Origin of the sequence: Janthinobacterium sp. CG3, from assembly GCF_000344615.1 — a bacterium.
In the GTDB taxonomy this organism is placed as follows: Bacteria; Pseudomonadota; Gammaproteobacteria; order Burkholderiales; family Burkholderiaceae_D; genus Janthinobacterium.
In genome coordinates this window covers 2,317,151-2,333,788 of sequence record NZ_KB467824.1, presented here as the reverse complement: position 1 = coordinate 2,333,788, position 16,638 = coordinate 2,317,151, and the positions used below count along the sequence as shown (strand labels likewise).

Annotated in this window: 13 protein-coding genes; 12 read left to right on the top strand and 1 reads right to left on the bottom strand. The window is 67.4% G+C overall.

The window, feature by feature from the left end; genetic code table 11:
• The first annotated feature begins 21 nt into the window (after positions 1 to 21).
• Positions 22 to 1,155, top strand: a complete 1,134-nt coding sequence (locus tag JANGC3_RS0110075) for a porin (RefSeq protein WP_017876369.1) — start codon at positions 22 to 24, stop codon at positions 1,153 to 1,155.
• A 66-nt stretch (positions 1,156 to 1,221) separates the two neighbouring features.
• On the opposite strand, the gene JANGC3_RS30755 is transcribed toward JANGC3_RS0110075, so the two are convergent.
• Positions 1,222 to 2,229: a glycosyltransferase family A protein gene (locus tag JANGC3_RS30755; protein ID WP_081611813.1), complete on the bottom strand. Its 1,008-nt coding sequence runs from the start codon at positions 2,227 to 2,229 to the stop codon at positions 1,222 to 1,224.
• Between the two features lie 304 nt (positions 2,230 to 2,533).
• On the opposite strand from JANGC3_RS30755, the gene JANGC3_RS0110060 reads away from it, so the two are divergent.
• The 11 genes from JANGC3_RS0110060 (at position 2,534) to JANGC3_RS0110010 (ending at position 16,618) form a co-directional block, all read left to right on the top strand.
• On the top strand, positions 2,534 to 3,790 hold the full coding sequence (locus JANGC3_RS0110060) for a sarcosine oxidase subunit beta family protein (protein ID WP_017876366.1): 1,257 nt from the start codon (positions 2,534 to 2,536) through the stop codon (positions 3,788 to 3,790).
• A 28-nt stretch (positions 3,791 to 3,818) separates the two neighbouring features.
• Positions 3,819 to 4,112 carry a sarcosine oxidase subunit delta gene (locus JANGC3_RS0110055; protein WP_026132805.1) on the top strand — a complete coding sequence of 98 codons (294 nt, stop codon included), beginning with the start codon at positions 3,819 to 3,821 and terminating at the stop codon, positions 4,110 to 4,112.
• Complete coding sequence (locus JANGC3_RS0110050) at positions 4,109 to 7,129, top strand: sarcosine oxidase subunit alpha family protein (protein ID WP_017876364.1); 3,021 nt, start codon at positions 4,109 to 4,111, stop codon at positions 7,127 to 7,129. Before JANGC3_RS0110055 ends, JANGC3_RS0110050 begins: the two co-directional genes overlap by 4 nt.
• Positions 7,122 to 7,808, top strand: coding sequence for a sarcosine oxidase subunit gamma (locus JANGC3_RS28970; RefSeq protein WP_017876363.1), 687 nt, complete (start codon positions 7,122 to 7,124; stop codon positions 7,806 to 7,808). Before JANGC3_RS0110050 ends, JANGC3_RS28970 begins: the two co-directional genes overlap by 8 nt.
• A gap of 98 nt (positions 7,809 to 7,906) precedes the next feature.
• Complete coding sequence (locus JANGC3_RS0110040) at positions 7,907 to 8,878, top strand: dipeptidase (protein ID WP_017876362.1); 972 nt, start codon at positions 7,907 to 7,909, stop codon at positions 8,876 to 8,878.
• A 43-nt stretch (positions 8,879 to 8,921) separates the two neighbouring features.
• Positions 8,922 to 9,974, top strand: a complete 1,053-nt coding sequence (locus JANGC3_RS0110035; RefSeq protein WP_017876361.1) for a haloacid dehalogenase-like hydrolase — start codon at positions 8,922 to 8,924, stop codon at positions 9,972 to 9,974.
• Between the two features lie 13 nt (positions 9,975 to 9,987).
• Positions 9,988 to 11,010, top strand: coding sequence for a porin (locus JANGC3_RS0110030; RefSeq protein WP_017876360.1), 1,023 nt, complete (start codon positions 9,988 to 9,990; stop codon positions 11,008 to 11,010).
• Between the two features lie 40 nt (positions 11,011 to 11,050).
• Positions 11,051 to 11,569 carry a DUF5943 domain-containing protein gene (locus tag JANGC3_RS0110025; RefSeq protein WP_017876359.1) on the top strand — a complete coding sequence of 173 codons (519 nt, stop codon included), beginning with the start codon at positions 11,051 to 11,053 and terminating at the stop codon, positions 11,567 to 11,569.
• Positions 11,570 to 11,581: 12 nt separating this feature from the next.
• The gene (locus JANGC3_RS0110020) at positions 11,582 to 13,642 is read left to right on the top strand and encodes an NADH:flavin oxidoreductase (RefSeq protein ID WP_017876358.1); all 2,061 of its coding nucleotides are present in this window, start codon (positions 11,582 to 11,584) and stop codon (positions 13,640 to 13,642) included.
• A 1-nt stretch (position 13,643) separates the two neighbouring features.
• Positions 13,644 to 15,512 (top strand): (Fe-S)-binding protein, encoded by a 1,869-nt coding sequence (locus JANGC3_RS0110015; RefSeq protein ID WP_017876357.1) that lies wholly within the window; start codon positions 13,644 to 13,646, stop codon positions 15,510 to 15,512.
• Positions 15,512 to 16,618 carry an electron transfer flavoprotein subunit alpha/FixB family protein gene (locus JANGC3_RS0110010; RefSeq protein WP_026132804.1) on the top strand — a complete coding sequence of 369 codons (1,107 nt, stop codon included), beginning with the start codon at positions 15,512 to 15,514 and terminating at the stop codon, positions 16,616 to 16,618. Before JANGC3_RS0110015 ends, JANGC3_RS0110010 begins: the two co-directional genes overlap by 1 nt.
• Positions 16,619 to 16,638 lie beyond the last annotated feature (20 nt).

Below are 16,638 nucleotides of genomic sequence, written 5' to 3'. Positions count from 1 at the left end.
TCTGTACATAAAGGAACCCTGATGAAGCCGAAATGTAGACTCTCTGCGCTGGCCGCCGCGCTGGCGCTCGCTGGCGGCGCCCACGCCAGCAACGTCACCGTGTATGGCAACCTGGACGCCGCGGTGCGCCATTCCACCAATATCGACGGCAATAACAAGGACGTGACGGAACTGGTGTCGGGCGGCTTGACCGCCAGCAAGTGGGGCTTCAAGGGCAGCGAGGATCTGGGCGGCGATCTGCGCGCGGTGTTCCAGCTGGAGTCGGGCATCGGCATCGACACCGGCCAGGGCAAGCAGCAAAACGTCGGCTCCAACACCTTGTTCGGGCGGCAAGCGTACGTCGGCCTGACCGGCGACTTCGGCAGCCTGACCTTCGGCCGCCAGTACAACGCGCTCAACGTCGCCTTCGACTACCAGCCGATCGGCGGCATCTACTATTCGGACCCGTTTTTCGTCGGCGGCGACAATTTCTTCATGGGCTATCGGATCAATAACAGCGTGGTCTACGCGAAATCGTTTGGCGCTTTGTCGGTGCAGCTCGATTACGGCTTCGGCGAACGCGGCGGCAGCGGCCGCAACGGCGCCACGTACGGCGCCAGCCTCGCTTACGTGGCCGGCCCGCTCAACCTGGGCGGCGCCTATGAACAGGCCAGGGCGGTCGACGGCGCCACCACCGCCAAGACCTGGACCGCCGGCGGCGGCTACGCGATCGGCCCGGCCAAGCTGTACTTGGGCCATCTGCACAACCGCGAAGAGGGCGCCAGCGAGCGCAGCCGCAAGATGACGTTTGGCGGCGTCAGCTATCAAGCGACGCCGGCGTTAAGCCTGTCGGGCGGCTATTACAGCTACCGCCAGTCCGATTGCGCCGGCGTCTGCGTCGTCACGCCCGGCTCGGCCAGCAACGTCTCCGGCGGCATGGGCTCGAACGCGGCGACCGGCTTCGCCACCGGCGCCGGCCGCGGCAAGGCCGACATCGTCGCGCTGGTCGCCAATTACGCGCTGTCCAAGCGCACCAGCGTTTACCTGGAAGCGGACCGCACCGACGCCAGGGACGGCGCCGCGCGCGACGACGTCAATTACTGGTGGGGCGACTCGCCCCGGCTGAGCAAGCTGCGCCGCACCGGTGTGATGGTGGGCCTGCGCCAGTCGTTTTAGTGTCGATTGAGCTTTCCCTCGCCCCGTCCAGGACTCTCCAGCCTGGACGGGTTTTTTGCGTTGGCCTCAATCAAGCGATACAAACCTGCCTATCACCTTGTTTTTGATGAAGACAGCGAGCCTCGATGGCAGCGCGACGTTCAAGATGCTTTGTATTTGCGCCAGCGCCGGAATGCCAAGCTCGTTGTCAATAATCCACTTCACCACCGGCCATTTGCCGCTATCCAGCAGCCTGAGCGACACGCAACTGTCGAGCAACGCTAACTGTTGGATCAGCATGCGCCGTTTGCCGGGAGCGCGGCCGAACAGCGCGCAACGTCGATTAAACTCCTCGGACATGATGCGCGACTCGCGGATGCTTCTTTCCAGCCGGGCCTTGTCGGCGCGCATGGTGCCGCCGGCGTAATCGTTGCTGGTATGTACCAGGTAAGCGCCCAGGCTCTTTTTGATCGCGCAGATGCGGCCATAAAAAACGATATTTCTGACGCAATAGGCGTCGTTGAACCCCCACAAGCCCGCCGGAAAAGGCAGGATATGCTTCAGCGCGGAGCGTCGCCACAGGGAGCCGGACGTGGTCGCGGGAATCGGATAACCGTCGAGGTAGGAGAGCAAGCCGTCACAGGGGGCCTCCGACAGCAAGACGTTCAGGTGTTGCCAGCTGGTGCCGCTGACGGCTGAACTGTCCGGTTTGTAGATGTCGAGATCGTGGATGACCGCCACCACGTCGGGCGACTGGTCGAACAAGGGCACGCAGATCGACAGTTTGCTGGGATACCAATAATCGTCGGAATCGAGCTGCGCGACGATGTCGCCCGTCGCCGCGTCGAACGCGGCGGCGCAAGCGGAATTGATTCCGCCATTTTCTTTGTATAGATAGCGTACCCGGTCGCCGTACCGTTGTTCGACCGTGGACCTGGTGTCGTCGGTGGAGCCATCGTCGACGACGATAATTTCGCGTTCATGGACTGGAAAGTCCTGCGCGAGCACGCTGTCGATGGCGACGCATAATAAGGCACAGCGATTGAAGGTGGTAATCACAACGGAAACGCGCGGTGCGCGGCTTGAGCAGACCATTTCCCCTCCGAAAATTTTCCCACCTGTCCACTCGCCGCCGGCATGCGCATCGAGGAAGTCATTTCCGATGATTTTATAAGGTTCCGGCGCCTCGTAAAGTGATATGGCTCAACGGGCCGGGAACGGCGCCGCCTGTATCGGCGCAAATCCCTGCGCGAGGCACGCCGCGCCGCCGCGGCTTTCCGGCGGCGACAAGGCGCCGCCGCACGTGTCGGATTTGTACAAGTCGTAGTCCTTTGCAATCAATTTTGTCGCCATCGGAAATTTCATAATGGAGTCACGATTCAACGCTAGGGAACGCATAATGGCAAACGATACCTATTCACTGTGGCGCCTGATTAAAGAGGGCTTCAGACAGAACGAGAACTGGACGCCGGCCTGGCGCAGCCCGGAAGTGAAGCCGTCCTACGACGTCATCATCATAGGGGCCGGCGGGCACGGGCTGGCCACGGCCTACTACCTGGCCAAGGAGCACAAGCTCAAGAATATCGCGGTCATCGAGCGCGGCTATCTGGGCGGCGGCAACACCGCCCGCAACACCACCATCGTGCGTTCCAACTACCTGTGCGACGAGGCCTCGAATCTGTACGAACACTCGCTCAAGCTGTGGGAGACGCTGTCGCAGGAAATCAACTTTAACGTGATGTTCAGCCAGCGCGGCGTCTTCAACCTGGGCCATACGCTGCAGGACATGCGCGACATCGAACGCCGCGTCAACGCCAACCTGCTCAACAAGATCGACGCCCAGGTGCTGTCGGCGGACGAGGTCAAGCGCCGCATCCCGCTGCTCGACACCAGCGCCAACGCGCGCTATCCGATCATGGGCGCCAGCTTCCAGGCGCGCGCCGGGGTGGCGCGCCACGACGCGGTGGCCTGGGGCTTCGCCCGCGCCGCCAGCATGCTCGGCGTCGACATCATCGAGCAGTGCGAGGTGACCGGCCTGGATATCGAGGCCGGCCGCATCCGCGGCGTGCAGACCTCGCGCGGCGCGATCCGCGCCGACCGCGTCGCCTGCGTCGCCTCCGGCCACTCGACCACGCTGGCGAAGATGGCCGGCATCCGCCTGCCGCTGGAAAGCCACCCCTTGCAGGCCTTCGTGTCGGAGTCGCTCAAGCCGATGCTCGACACGGTGGTGATGTCGAACGCCGTGCACGGCTATGTCAGCCAGTCCGACAAGGGCGAGCTGGTGATCGGCGCCGGCATCGACAGCTACCTCAGTTACGCCCAGCGCGGCAGCCCGCACGTCATCGAGCACACCGCCGCCGCCATCCTGCAGCTGTTCCCGATGTTCTCGCGGGTGCGCATGAACCGCCAGTGGGGCGGCATCGTCGACGTCTCGCCGGACGCCTGCCCGATCATCGGCAAGTCGCCGGTCAAGGGCCTGTACTTCAACTGCGGCTGGGGCACCGGCGGCTTCAAGGCCACGCCCGGTTCCGGCCACGTGTTCGCCCACACCATCGCCCACGACCAGCCGCACCCGCTGAACGCGCCGTTCGCGCTGGAGCGCTTCCACACCGGCCATTTGATCGACGAGCACGGCGCCGCCGCCGTCGCGCACTAGAAGAACGAACAGACTGAGAGGAGTAGCCATGTTTATTTTGCACTGTCCACACTGTGGCGAGGCGCGCGAGGAGGAGGAGTTCTCCAACGCCGGCGAGGCCTTCATCGTGCGCCCGGGCGCGCCCGACAGCGCCAGCGACGAGGAGTGGGGCGATTACGTCTTCATGCGCAAGAACCCCAAGGGCTGGCACTGGGAGCAGTGGCTGCACGCGGCCGGCTGCCGCAAGGTGGTGGTGGTGAAGCGCCACACGGTAACCCACGACATCGCCGGCTGTTGGACGCTGGCCGAAGCCAAACCCCTTTATCTGCAGGAGCAAGCGTGAATTCGCACCGCGTCAACCGTCCCAACGCGCGCATCGACCGCGCCACACCCCTCTCGTTCAGCTTCGACGGCAAGCAGATGCAGGGCTACGCCGGCGACACGCTGGCCTCGGCGCTGCTGGCCAACGGCGTGCGCATGATCGGACGCAGCTTCAAGTACGGCCGCCCGCGCGGCATTATCGGCGCCGGCGCCGAGGAGCCGAACGCGCTGGTGCAACTGGAGCGCGGCGCCGCCACCGTGCCGAACGTGAAGGCGACCCAGGTCGAGCTGTACGCCGGCCTGCAGGCGTTTTCGACCACCGGCTGGCCGTCGCTGAACTTCGACGCCAAGGGCATCATGGGCCACGCCGCGCGCTTCATGCCGGCCGGCTTCTATTACAAGACCTTCATGGCGCCGGCGAAGATGTGGCCGCTGTACGAGGACCTTATCCGCCGCGCCGCCGGCTACGGCCGCGCGCCGGTCGAATCCGACCCCGAGCACTACGACCATCTGCACCACCACGTCGACGTGCTGGTGGTCGGCGCCGGCGCCTGCGGCATTTGGTCGGCGCTGCTGGCGGCGCGCGCCGGGCTGCGCGTGATGCTGGTCGACGAGCAGGCCGAGATGGGCGGCTGGCTGCTGACCGACCACGAGTTGGGCATCGACGGTTACGCCGCGCTGACCTGGTTGCGCGCCTGCGTGGCCGAACTCGACGGCCTGGCGAACGTCAAGCGGCTGGCGCGCACCACCGCGTTCGCGCTGCACGACCAGCAGCTGGTGCAGGCGGTCGAGCTGATCCAGGACCACGTGGCGCCGGGCCGGCGCAAGGCCGAGCTGCCGCGCCAGCGCCTGCACAAGATCCGCGCCACCCAGGTGGTACTGGCGACCGGCGCCATCGAGCGCCCGCTGGTGTTCGGGAACAACGATTTGCCGGGCGTGCTGACGGCGTCGGCCGGCCAGACTTACTTGAACCGCTACGCGGTGCGGGCCGGCCAGAAGGTGCTGGTGCTGACCTCGAACGACTGGGCCTACGGCGCGGCGCGCGACCTGGCGCAGGCCGGCGCGCAGGTGACCTTGGCCGACACCCGCGGCGGCGGCGCCCTGGCGTCGCGCGCCAAGGCGGCGCGCGACGCCGGCGTCGAACTGCTTAACGGCTACGGCGTGGCGCAGGCGCTGGGCGGCCGGGCGGTGCAGGGCGCGCGCCTGGCGCAACTCGACGCCGGCAGCAACAAGGTGGTCGGCCGCGGCGCCGAGGTCGATTGCGACCTGTTGCTGTCGTCGGGCGGCCTGTCGCCGAACGTGCATCTGTTCTGCCACAACGGCAGCCGGCCGCAGTGGAGCGAGGATAAGCTGGCCTTCGTCGCGCCGGTCGACGGCCGCCCGGGCGTGGCCTGCGTCGGCTCGGTGGTCGGCGAATTCGGCCTGCAAGACGCGCTGGCGCAGACCACCCGCATCGTCGTCGGGCTGTGCGCGGCGCTGGGCAAGCCAAGCGCGGCCAAGGCGCCGGAAACGGCCGGCGTCAATTCGGCCATGCCGGCGCAGGCGGCGCGGCGCATTTTCCGCGTCCCGGACGGCAAGGCCGAGGGCCACGGCGCCAAGGCTTTCGTCGACTTCCAGAACGACGTGGCGGCCTCCGACATCCATCTGGCGGTGCGCGAAAACTACCGCTCCATCGAGCTGGTCAAGCGCTACACCGGCCTGGGTTTCGGCACCGACCAGGGCAAGCTGTCGAACGTGAACGGTTTCGCCATCACCGCCGAGGCGCTCGGCAAGCCGGTTTCGGAAGTCGGCACCACCACCTACCGGCCCGCCTACACGCCGGTGGCGTTCGGCGTACTGGCCGGGGCGATGGTCGGCGACACCTTCGACCCGCAGCGCTATTCGGCGATCCACGCCGCGCACAAGGCGCGCGGCGCCAAGTTTGAAGTAGTCGGCCAGTGGCAGCGGCCCTGGTACTTCCCCAAACCGGGTGAGGATCTGCACGCGGCGGTCGACCGCGAATGCGTCGCCACCCGCGGCGGTGTCGGCATGCTCGACGCCTCCACGCTGGGCAAGATAGACCTGCGCGGGCCGGACGCGCGCGAATTCCTGAACCGCGTCTACGCCAACGCCTGGAGCCAGCTCGGCGTCGGCAAGTGCCGCTACGGCTTGATGCTGGACGAGAACGGCATGGTGATGGACGACGGCGTCACCGCCTGTCTTGGCGAGAACCACTTCCTGATGACCACCACCACCGGCGGGGCGGCGCGCGTGATGTCCTGGCTGGAGCGCTGGCTGCAAACCGAATGGCCGGAGCTGAAGGTGTATTTGACATCGGTCACCGACCACTGGTCGACCTGCGCGCTGGTTGGGCCGAAAAGCCGCGCCGTGCTGCAGAAACTGTGCGGCGACATCGACCTGTCGGCCGCCGCCTTCAAATTCATGGACTGCCGCAGCGGCACCGTGGCGGGCATCCCGGCGCGGGTCTACCGCATCAGCTTTTCCGGCGAGCTGGCCTACGAGGTCAACGTCGACGCCGGCTACGGCCACTACATGTGGGAAGCGCTGATGCGCGCCGGCGCCGAGTTCGACATTACGCCGTACGGCACCGAAACCATGCACGTGCTGCGCGCCGAGAAGGGTTTCATCATCGTCGGCCAGGACACCGACGGTTCGGTCACGCCGATCGACCTGGGCATGGCCTGGGCGGTCAGCATGAAAAAGCCGTTCTCCTTCCTCGGCAAGCGCTCGCTGGCGCGCGCCGACACGGCCCGCGGCGACCGCAAGCAAATGGTCGGCCTGCTGACGGACGACCCGGCGCAGGTGCTGACCGAGGGCGCGCAACTGCTGGCTGGCCCGGACCAGACCCGCATGCTGGGCCACGTCACGTCGAGCTACCACAGCGCCTGCCTGGGCCATTCGGTGGCGCTGGCGGTGCTCGAAGGCGGCGCGCTGAAGGACGGCCAGGCCGTGTACGCCTGGGACGGCGGCCAGCTTATCAAGGCCAGAATCGCCTCGCCCGTGTTTGTCGATCCACAAGGAGACCGCCACAATGTTTAACGAATCCGCCCAATTCGCCGCCGCCGGCGGCACCGTGGTGCAGCCATATTTGCAGTCGCCGCTGCACAGCTTCGGCCTGGCCGCCAAGGCCCGCCCGCAGGACGGTTCGCACGGCGTCTGGATGAACGAGCTGGCGCTGCTCGGCTATGTGGCGCTGCGCGGCGACGCCGCCGACCCGCTGTTTCGCGCCGGCGTGGCCGAAGCGCTGGGCGCGCCGCCGCCGCTGCTGCCCAGCAGCTTCGTGCAGACCGCCTTGGGCCTGCTGCTCTGGCAGTCGCCGGACGAGTGGCTGCTGGTGTGCGCGCGGCGCCTGTTGAACGACGCCATCGCCAAGCTGGAGAGCGCCACCGGCGGCCTGCACGCGCAAGTGGTCGACAACTCCGGCGGCCTGACCCAGGTCTACCTGAGCGGCGCCAACCATCTGGCGGTGCTGCACCACGTCGGCGTCTACGATTTCGAGCTGGTCACGCCGGGCCGCGCCGTCTCCACCATGTGCGGGCGCGCCAACATGCTGGTGTACCGGGTCGACGCCGACGGCGTCTTCGTGGTGTTCCGGCGCAGCTTCGCCGACTACGTCTGGCTGCTGCTGAACAAGGCGGCGCGGCCGTACGGCATCGGCGTCCAGCAACTGCCGGCGCGCGCGGCGCATCCGGTGCTGTCGCTGCTGGGTGGGCAGTAGACGTCGTTTTCACCGAACCAAGCAGAGGCAAGCGCCGGGGTCCGACCCCGGGGGGGGGCGCCCCGGGTTTAAAACATATTCCACCAACAGGAGCAGCAATGTCGAATTTGCATGAAGACGCCATCGTCATCGATGGCCTGATTATCGCCAAGTGGGATCGCTCGATCTTCGAGGACATGCGCCGCGGCGGCCTGAGCGCCGCCAACTGCACCGTCTCGGTGTGGGAGGGCTTCGCCGACACCGTCAAGAACATCGCCGACATGAAAAAGCTGATCCGCGAGAACGAGGATCTGGTGACGCTGGTGCGCTGCGCCCAGGACGTGATCGACGCCAAGGCGGCCGGCAAGACCGGCATCATCCTCGGCTTCCAGAACGCCCATGCCTTCGAGGACAACCTCGGCTACATCGAAGCCTTCGCCGACATGGGCGTGCGCGTGGTGCAGCTGTGCTACAACACGCAAAACCTGGTCGGTACCGGCTGCTACGAGCGCGACGGCGGCCTGTCCGGCTTCGGCCGCGAAGTCATCGCCGAGATGAACCGGGTCGGCATCATGGTCGACCTGTCCCACGTCGGCGGCAACACCTCGGAAGAGGCGATCCTGGCCTCAAGCAAGCCGGTCTGCTATTCGCACTGCCTGCCGTCCGGCCTGAAGGAACACCAGCGCAACAAGAGCGACCAGCAGCTGCGCTTCATCGCCGAGCACGGCGGCTTCATCGGCGTGACCATGTTCCCGCCCTTCCTCAAGCGCGGCATCGAAGCCACCGTCGACGACTACGTCGAGGCGATCGACTACGTCATCAACCTGGTTGGCGAGGAGTGCGTCGGCGTCGGCACCGATTTCACCCAGGGCTACGACAAGGGCTTCTTCGATTGGATCACCCACGACAAGGGCCAATACCGCCAGTTGACCAAGTTCGGCACCATCCTCAACCCGCTCGGCATCCGCACCATCGGCGAATTCCCGAATTTGACGGCGGCGATGCAGAAGGCCGGCTGGAGCGAGTCGCGCATCCGCAAGGTGATGGGCGCGAACTGGGTGCGCGTCTTCGGCGAAGTCTGGCGCGGCTGACGCATACACAAGCATTATTCGATTGCCTAACCTGGAGCTAAAGATGATCCGTCTACGCACTTTGCTGTTGTCCCTTGCGCTGATCTGCGCCGGGAATGCCGGCGCCACCGACTTGAAGCACTGGCCGGCCGCCGCCAAGGTCCAGTTGGATGCCTTGATCGCGACCCACGCCAACAGCGGCGCCTACGCCGTGTTCGACTGGGACCAGACCAGCGCGCGTTGGGATCTGGAAGAGTCGCTGCTGCCTTTTCTTGAAATGAAGGGCGTGCTGACGCGGGAAAAGCTCGATCCGTCGCTGAAGCTGGTGCCATTCAAAGACGGCGAAGGCCAGCGCGAAAGCCTGAACAGCTATTACCAGCGGCTGTGCGAAATCGACGACATGGTGTGCTACCCCTGGGTGGCGCAGGTGTTTTCCGGCTTCACGCTGGCCGAGTTGAAGCAGTATGTCGACCAGCTGCTGGCCTACGACAAGCTGATCCCGGCGAGCTATTTCGAGGGCGGCGCCGTGAAGCAGGCGCAGATCCATCCGCAGCGCGTCTATCCGGGCCAGCAGGAGCTGTTCCACAAGCTGATGGAGAACGGCATCGAGGTGTATATCGTCTCGGCCGCGCACGAGGAGCTGGTGCGCATGGTGGCGTCCGATCCGAAGTACGGCTACGACGTCAAGCCGCAGAACGTCATCGGCGTGACCACCTTGCTGAAGAACCGCAAGAGCGGCGCGCTGACCACGGCGCGCAAGCAGATCGCCGAAGGCAGTTACAACCAGGCCGCCAACCTGGAACTGGAAGTGCAGCCCTATCTGTGGACGCCGGCCACCTGGATGGCGGGCAAGCACGCGGCCATCCTGACCTACATCGACGAATGGAAAAAACCCATCCTGGTGGCCGGCGACACGCCCACCAGCGACGGCTACATGCTGTTCCACGCCACCGACGTGGAGCGTGGCGGGGTGCGCCTGTGGGTCGACCGCAAGGCCGCGCACCTAGCGACGATTCAGGCCGCCGCGAAGCGCCACGCGGCCCGCCAGGCAGCGCTGGGCCAGCCGGTGACGGCGGAGCGGAACTGGATCGTGGTCAAGCCCGAAGAACTCGAATAACTGGAAGGGATCGATGATGAACAAGATAATGGCCAGCGTGCTGGCCGCCGGGTCGGTGGCCGCCGCCGCCGCGCAAGCGCAGTCCAGCGTTACCGTGTACGGCCGGCTCGACCTGGGCCTGCGCTACAGCAGCAACCAGAACAAAAACGGCGACGGCCGCACGGAAGTGATGTCGGGCGCCACCAGCCCGAGCCGCTGGGGCGTGCGCGGCATGGAGGAGCTGGGCGCAGGCATGAAGGCGCTGGTGGTGCTGGAAGGCGGCATCAACCCCGACACCGGCACCGCCGCGCAGAGCGGGCGGCTGTTCGGCCGCACCGCGTCGGTCGGGCTGGCGGGCGCCTTCGGCACGGTCACGGCGGGGCGCCAGGTCAGCGCCGTGTATGAAACCATGCCGCTGAACGAGCCCTTCGGCTGGGCCAATCTGTACGAGGACGGTTACATCTACGACAACTACACCAGCAAGCGTTGGGACAATTCGCTGAAGTACGCCGGCAGCTTCGGCGCCGTCAAGACCGCGCTGATGCTCGGCCTGGGCGAGCGCGCCGGCGACAACCGGGCCGGGCGCAACGCCGGCGCCAGCGTGTCGTATGCGGCCGGCGCGCTGGCCTTGAACGGCGCCTACCAGCAAACCCGCAACGCCAAGGCCGTGGCCGACCACAAGGCGCTGACCGTGGGCGGCAGCTACAGCGCCGAGCCGTTCAAGTTCTTCCTGAACTACCTGCGCCACAGCAGCGACCTGACGGCGCAGCGCAACGACGTCTGGGCCACCGGCCTGACCTACGCGCTGACGCCGCGGGTCGACCTGGTCGGCGCGCTGTACTACGACCGCCAGAAGGATGTCGCCGGCAACAAGAAGTCGGGCGCCGGCATGGTCAATTACAAGCTCTCGAAGCGCAGCAATGTGTACCTGCAGGCCGACTATCGCAAGACCGACGCCGGCTACGCCAGCAATGTGTTCGACGACCAGGGCTTTGCCCTGCCGGCCGGCATCCACAAGCGCGCCAGCGTCACCGTCGGGATGCGCCACCAGTTTTAACGCCCCCCGCGAGCCGATCAATGCAACGAGGAGATGTCCCATGAAGCCGCAACTGCCTATCGAAGTCAATGAAGAAACCGGAATCTGGAGCACCGACGGCCTGCCGATGCTGTACGTGCCGCGCCATTTTTTCGTCAACAACCACGCCGCCATCGAGGCCGCGCTGGGGCGCGAGCGTTACGCCCAACAGCTCTACGAGGCCGGCTACAAATCGGCCTATTTCTGGTGCGAGAAGGAAGCCGCGACCCACGGCCTGGCCGGGCTGGCGGTATACGAGCACTACCTGAACCGCCTGTCGCAGCGCGGCTGGGGCCTGTTCAAGTTTGAATCGGTCGACGCCGAGACCGGCCACGCCAGCATCAGCCTGCGGCATTCAGCCTTCGTGCTGGCGCAGCCGGAGGCGCGCGACAAGCTGTGCTACATGTTCTCCGGCTGGTTCTCCGGCGCCATGGACTGGGTTGCCGCCACCACCGGGCGCGACTACCGCACCGTCAGCAGTGAAACCCGCTGCGCCGCCGAAGGCCACGCGCACTGCGTCTTTACCGTAGCACCAAAATAAGCCGAGGTTCGCATGCGTTACCCGAATTTGTTTGCCCCGATCACGCTGAACAAGCTGACGATCCGCAACCGCATCATCAGCACGGCCCATGCCGAGGTGTACGCCGAAAACGGCCTGCCGGGCGAGCGCTACATCCGTTATTACGAGGAAAAGGCCAAGGGCGGCCTGGGCCTGGCGATCTGCGGCGGTTCCAGTTCGGTTTCGCAGGACAGCCCGCAGGGCTGGTGGAAGTCGGTCGACCTGAGCCACGACCGCGTCATCGAACCGCTGGCGCGGCTGGCCGCGACCATGCACAAGCACGGCGCCAAAATCATGATCCAGGCCACCCACATGGGGCGCCGCTCGAACTACCACGGCGAGCACTGGCCGCACCTGGTGACGCCGTCCGGCGTGCGCGAGCCTGTCCACCGCGGCAACGCCAAGGTGATCGAGCCGCACGAGATGGCGCGCATCGTGCGCGACTTCGCCGCCGCCGCGCGCCGCGTCAAGCAGGCCGGCATGGACGGCATCGAAATTTCGGCGGCGCACCAGCACTTGATCGACCAGTTCTGGAGCCCGCGCACCAACAAGCGCACCGACGCTTACGGCGGCAGCCTGGAAAACCGCATGCGCTTCGGCATGGAGGTGCTGGCGGCGGTACGCGCCGAGGTCGGCCCCGATTTTTGCGTCGGCATGCGCATGTGCGGCGACGAATTCCACGAGGACGGCCTGAGCCACGACATGCTCAAGGAGATCGCCCAGGAGCTGGAGAAGTCCGGCCTGATCGACTTCCTCAGCGTGATCGGCTCCGGCGCCGACACCCACAACACGCTGGTCAATTGCATGCCGCCGATGGCCTTGCCGCCCGAGCCCTTCGTGCACCTGGCGAACGGCATCAAGTCGGCGGTCAGCCTGCCGGTGATGCATGCGCAAAGCATCCGCGACCCGGTCCAGGCCGAGCGCATCCTGGCGGCCGGCATGTGCGACCTGGTCGGCATGACGCGCGCGCACATCGCCGACCCGCATTTGGTGATGAAAATCCGCGACGGCCGCGAAGACCAGATCAAGCAGTGCGTCGGCGCCAACTACTGCATCGACCGCCAGTACAACGGCCTGGACGTGTTATGCGTGCAAAACGCCGCCACCAGCCGCGAGGAGCACATGCCGCACCTGGTCGAGAAAACCGCCGGCAGGGTGCGCAAGGTGGTCGTCGTCGGCGCCGGCCCGGCCGGCCTGGAGGCGGCGCGGGTGGCGCGCGAGCGCGGCCACGAGGTGGTGCTGTTCGAGAAAAACGCCGAGGTCGGCGGCCAGATCATGCTGGCCGCGAAGGCGCCGCAGCGCGAGCAGATGGCCGGCATCGTGCGCTGGTTCGACATGGAGACCAAGCGCCTCGGCGTCGACCGGCGCCTGGGCGTGGCGGCCGACGCGGCGGCGATCCTGGCGGAACGGCCCGACATCGTCGTGCTGGCCACCGGCGGCAGCAGCCACACCGGGCAGGTGGCGCGGTGGGGCGCGGCCGAGGGCATCTCGGTGAGCAGCTGGGACATCCTGTCGGGCCGGGTCGCGCCGGGCAAGACCGTGCTGGTGTACGACGGCGTCAGCACCCAGGCCGGCGCCGGCGTGGCCGACTTCCTGGCCAGCCGCGGCAGCCTGGTGGAAATCGTCACGCCCGACGTCAAGGTGGCCGACGACGTCGGCGGCACCACCTTCCCGATTTTCTACCGCCGCATGTACGCCCAGGGCGTCGTGATGACGCCGAACTACTGGCTCGACAGCGTGCACCGCGAGGGCGACAAGTGCATCGCCGTGCTGCGCAACGAATACACCGAGGAGCTGGAGGAGCGTGAAGTCGACCAGGTCGTCATCGAGAACGGCATCGTACCCAACGAGGGCCTGTACTGGGAACTCAAGGAGCGCTCGGCCAACCTCGGCGAAACCGATATCGAGACGCTGTACGCGGCCAAGCCGCAGCCGTCGCTGGCGCAGGCGCTGAACCCCGGGCAGTTCCTGCTGTTCCGGGTCGGCGACTGCATCTCGATGCATAACATCCACGGCGCCATCTACGACGCGCTTCGCCTGTGCAAGGACTTTTAATATGTTGGCCTACGCTTTAACGGTATCGTTTTGGTGCGCCTGCCTGCTGTTGTTGCTGGGCCTGGCGCGGCGCGCGCGGCTGTGGCGCAACGGCCGCGCCGCGCCGCTTGTCTTGAGCGGCTTGCTGGCGGTGCCCAAGCGCTACCTGGTCGACCTGCACCACGTGGTCGCGCGCGAGCCCTTCGTCGCCAACAGCCACGCGGCGGTGGCCGGCGGCGCCGTGCTGTCGATCGCCGTCATCGGCGTCAATTACGGCCTGGCGCTGTATTCGCCGCTGTTGGACCGGGTGCTGCTGCTGGCCTCGGCCGTGATGTTGGGCGGTAGCGCGATGATGGTATGGCGCCGGCGCGCGCCGCCGGCCCGGCTCTCGCGCGGGCCGTGGATGCGGCTGCCGTTTTCGCTGGCGGCGTTCGCCGTCGGCGCCGCGCTGGCGGCCTGGCTGGCGCCGGGCGGCGGGCTGGCCCCGGCCGCCGTGGTCGTCGCGCTGCTGTTGTTCGGCACCGCCGAGCTGGCGCTGGGTATCGGCATGGGCGGACCGATGAAGCACGCCGTCGCCGGCCTGCTGCACCTGGCCTTCCACCCGCGCCCCGAGCGCTTCGCCGGCCAGCGTTCGACCGACCTGAAACCCGCGCGGCTGGAGCGGGGCGAGTTCGGCGCCGCCAAGCCGGCCGACTTCAGCTGGAACCGCCTGCTGTCGTTCGACTCCTGCGTCCAGTGCGGCAAATGCGAGGCGGCCTGTCCGGCGCTGGCGGCGGGGCAACCGCTGAACCCGAAAAAGCTGATCCAGGACATGGTGGCCGGCATGGCCGGGAAAAGCGACGCGCAGTACGCCGGCACGCCGTATCCCGGCAAGCCGGTCGGCCTGCACCGCGGCGCGCCGCACCTGGCCATCGTGCCCGGCCTGATCGACGCCGACACCATCTGGTCCTGCACCACCTGCCGCGCCTGCGTGCAGGAGTGCCCGATGCTGATCGAGCACGTCGACGCCGTCGTCGAGATCCGCCGCGACCTGGCCATGGTGCAGGGCGCGGTGCCGGGCAAGGGCGCGCAGGCGCTGGAGAATTTGCGCCAGACCGACACCGTCGGCGGCTTCGCCAAGGCGATGCGCTACCACTGGGCGATCGACCTGAACGTGCCGACGCTGGCGCCGGGCGGCGCGACCGAGTGGCTGCTGATCGCCGGCGAGGGCGCCTTCGACATGCGCTACCAGCGCGCGCTGCGGGCGCTGGTGAAGGTGCTGCAGCACGCCGGGGTGCAGTTCGCCGTGCTGGGCGCGGCCGAAATGGACAGCGGCGACCTGGCGCGCCGGCTCGGCGACGAGGCGGCCTTCCAGGATCTGGCGAAGGGCAATATCGCGCTGCTGGACGGCCTGCGCTTCAAGCACATCGTCACGCCCGACCCGCACGTGTTCCACTGCCTGAAGAACGAATACCCGGCTCTTGGCGGGCGCTACGACGTGCACCACCACAGCCAGTTGCTGGCGCAGTTGCTCGACGAAGGCCGCATCGCGCTGAAGGACGCCGCGCCGGCCGCGCCGCTGACCTACCACGACCCCTGCTACCTGGGCCGCTATAACGGCGAGGTCGAAGCGCCGCGCAAGGTCTTGCGCGCGCTCGGCATCGAAGTGCTGGAGATGGAGCGTTCGAAGGAGCGCGGGCGGTGCTGCGGCGGCGGCGGCGGCGCGCCGTTCACCGACATTCCCGGCGCCACCCGCATTCCCGACATCCGCATCGCCGACGCCCGCGCCACCGGCGCCGCCACCGTGGCGGTGGCCTGCCCGAACTGCACCGCGATGCTGGAAGGCGTGGTCGGGCCGCGGCCGGAGGTGATGGAATTGGCCGAACTGCTGGTTTTACGACTGAGGGACTGATGGAACACCAATCAAGCATACCGAGGATTAATCCGCGCCGGCCTTATGTGATCGCCGCGTCCGGCCTGAAACGCATCGTACTGGGACAGGAAACCGGCTCGCGCGAGCTGCACCACGGCGGCCACGCGGCGGCGGCGAAACCGCTGCGCAGCGCGCGGCCGGCGACGGCGGCCATTCTGGTGCTGCTGCACAGCGAACGCGGCGGACTCGACGAGCACGCGCGCCAGACCATCGCCGCCGCCACCTTGCTGGCCGACGCCGACACCGCCGTGGTGGTGGCGGTGCTGGGCGGCTGCGCCGAGCCGCTGGGCGCGTTGGGCGCCGACGTTGGCGTGCAACTGCCGCAGCTGGGCGGCGCCGGCTACCTGGTCGAAGCGCGGCTGGCGCAGGCGCTGGCGCTGGTCGAGCAGTACCGGCCGCGCCACATTTTGCTGCCCGAACGCGACGCCGACGCCGACCTGGGGCGGCGCCTGGCGGCGCGCAGCGGCGCCAGCATCGCCACCGACGTGGTCGAACTGACGCGCGAGACGGCGTGCCGCATCGTGCCCGGTGGCCGGTTTGCGCGCTGCGCGCTGCCGCGCATTATCCTGCTGGCGCGTCACGCCGCCGACGCCCGTCTGCCGTATGTGGGACGGGGCGAGGACGCGGCGGCGCCGGCGGCCGAGGCGGCGCTGGAGCGGGGCCTGCGCGACTTGGGGCTGGAGGGCAGCGACCCGGACCAGGTGGCGCTGGAGGAGGCCGACTTCATCCTCTCCGGCGGCAACGGCATGCGCGACATGGCCGGCTTCGCCGCGCTGGCGCAGGCGCTGGGGGCGGCCACCGGAGCCTCGCGCGTGGCGGTCGACGACGGCCGCTTCGCGCGCGCCCGGCAGATTGGCGCGACCGGCAAGACGGTGCAGGCCAGCGTCTACATGGCGCTGGGGATATCGGGCGCGGTGCAGCATCTGCAGGGCATCAAGGACTGCCGCCACGTCATCGCCGTCAACCTGGACCAGAGCGCGCCGATCGTCAAGCGTGCCAACCTGACGCTGGTGGAGGACAGCGGCGCGTTGATGCAGGCGCTGCTGCAACTGGTACGCGCCGCGCAAGCGGCCAAATCCGCCTAGTAGGACGGATTGGCGAAGCG

What these genes read in the sequence shown, in the direction of transcription:
- JANGC3_RS0110010 (WP_026132804.1), top strand. Translation starts at nt 15,512, where the DNA reads ATGGAACACCAATCAAGCATACCGAGGATTAATCCGCGCCGGCCTTAT.
- JANGC3_RS0110060 (WP_017876366.1), top strand. Translation starts at nt 2,534, where the DNA reads ATGGCAAACGATACCTATTCACTGTGGCGCCTGATTAAAGAGGGCTTC.
- JANGC3_RS0110025 (WP_017876359.1), top strand. Translation starts at nt 11,051, where the DNA reads ATGAAGCCGCAACTGCCTATCGAAGTCAATGAAGAAACCGGAATCTGG.
- JANGC3_RS0110055 (WP_026132805.1), top strand. Translation starts at nt 3,819, where the DNA reads ATGTTTATTTTGCACTGTCCACACTGTGGCGAGGCGCGCGAGGAGGAG.
- JANGC3_RS0110035 (WP_017876361.1), top strand. Translation starts at nt 8,922, where the DNA reads ATGATCCGTCTACGCACTTTGCTGTTGTCCCTTGCGCTGATCTGCGCC.
- JANGC3_RS0110030 (WP_017876360.1), top strand. Translation starts at nt 9,988, where the DNA reads ATGATGAACAAGATAATGGCCAGCGTGCTGGCCGCCGGGTCGGTGGCC.
- JANGC3_RS30755 (WP_081611813.1), bottom strand. Translation starts at nt 2,229, where the DNA reads ATGGTCTGCTCAAGCCGCGCACCGCGCGTTTCCGTTGTGATTACCACC.
- JANGC3_RS28970 (WP_017876363.1), top strand. Translation starts at nt 7,122, where the DNA reads ATGTTTAACGAATCCGCCCAATTCGCCGCCGCCGGCGGCACCGTGGTG.
- JANGC3_RS0110020 (WP_017876358.1), top strand. Translation starts at nt 11,582, where the DNA reads ATGCGTTACCCGAATTTGTTTGCCCCGATCACGCTGAACAAGCTGACG.
- JANGC3_RS0110015 (WP_017876357.1), top strand. Translation starts at nt 13,644, where the DNA reads ATGTTGGCCTACGCTTTAACGGTATCGTTTTGGTGCGCCTGCCTGCTG.
- JANGC3_RS0110075 (WP_017876369.1), top strand. Translation starts at nt 22, where the DNA reads ATGAAGCCGAAATGTAGACTCTCTGCGCTGGCCGCCGCGCTGGCGCTC.
- JANGC3_RS0110040 (WP_017876362.1), top strand. Translation starts at nt 7,907, where the DNA reads ATGTCGAATTTGCATGAAGACGCCATCGTCATCGATGGCCTGATTATC.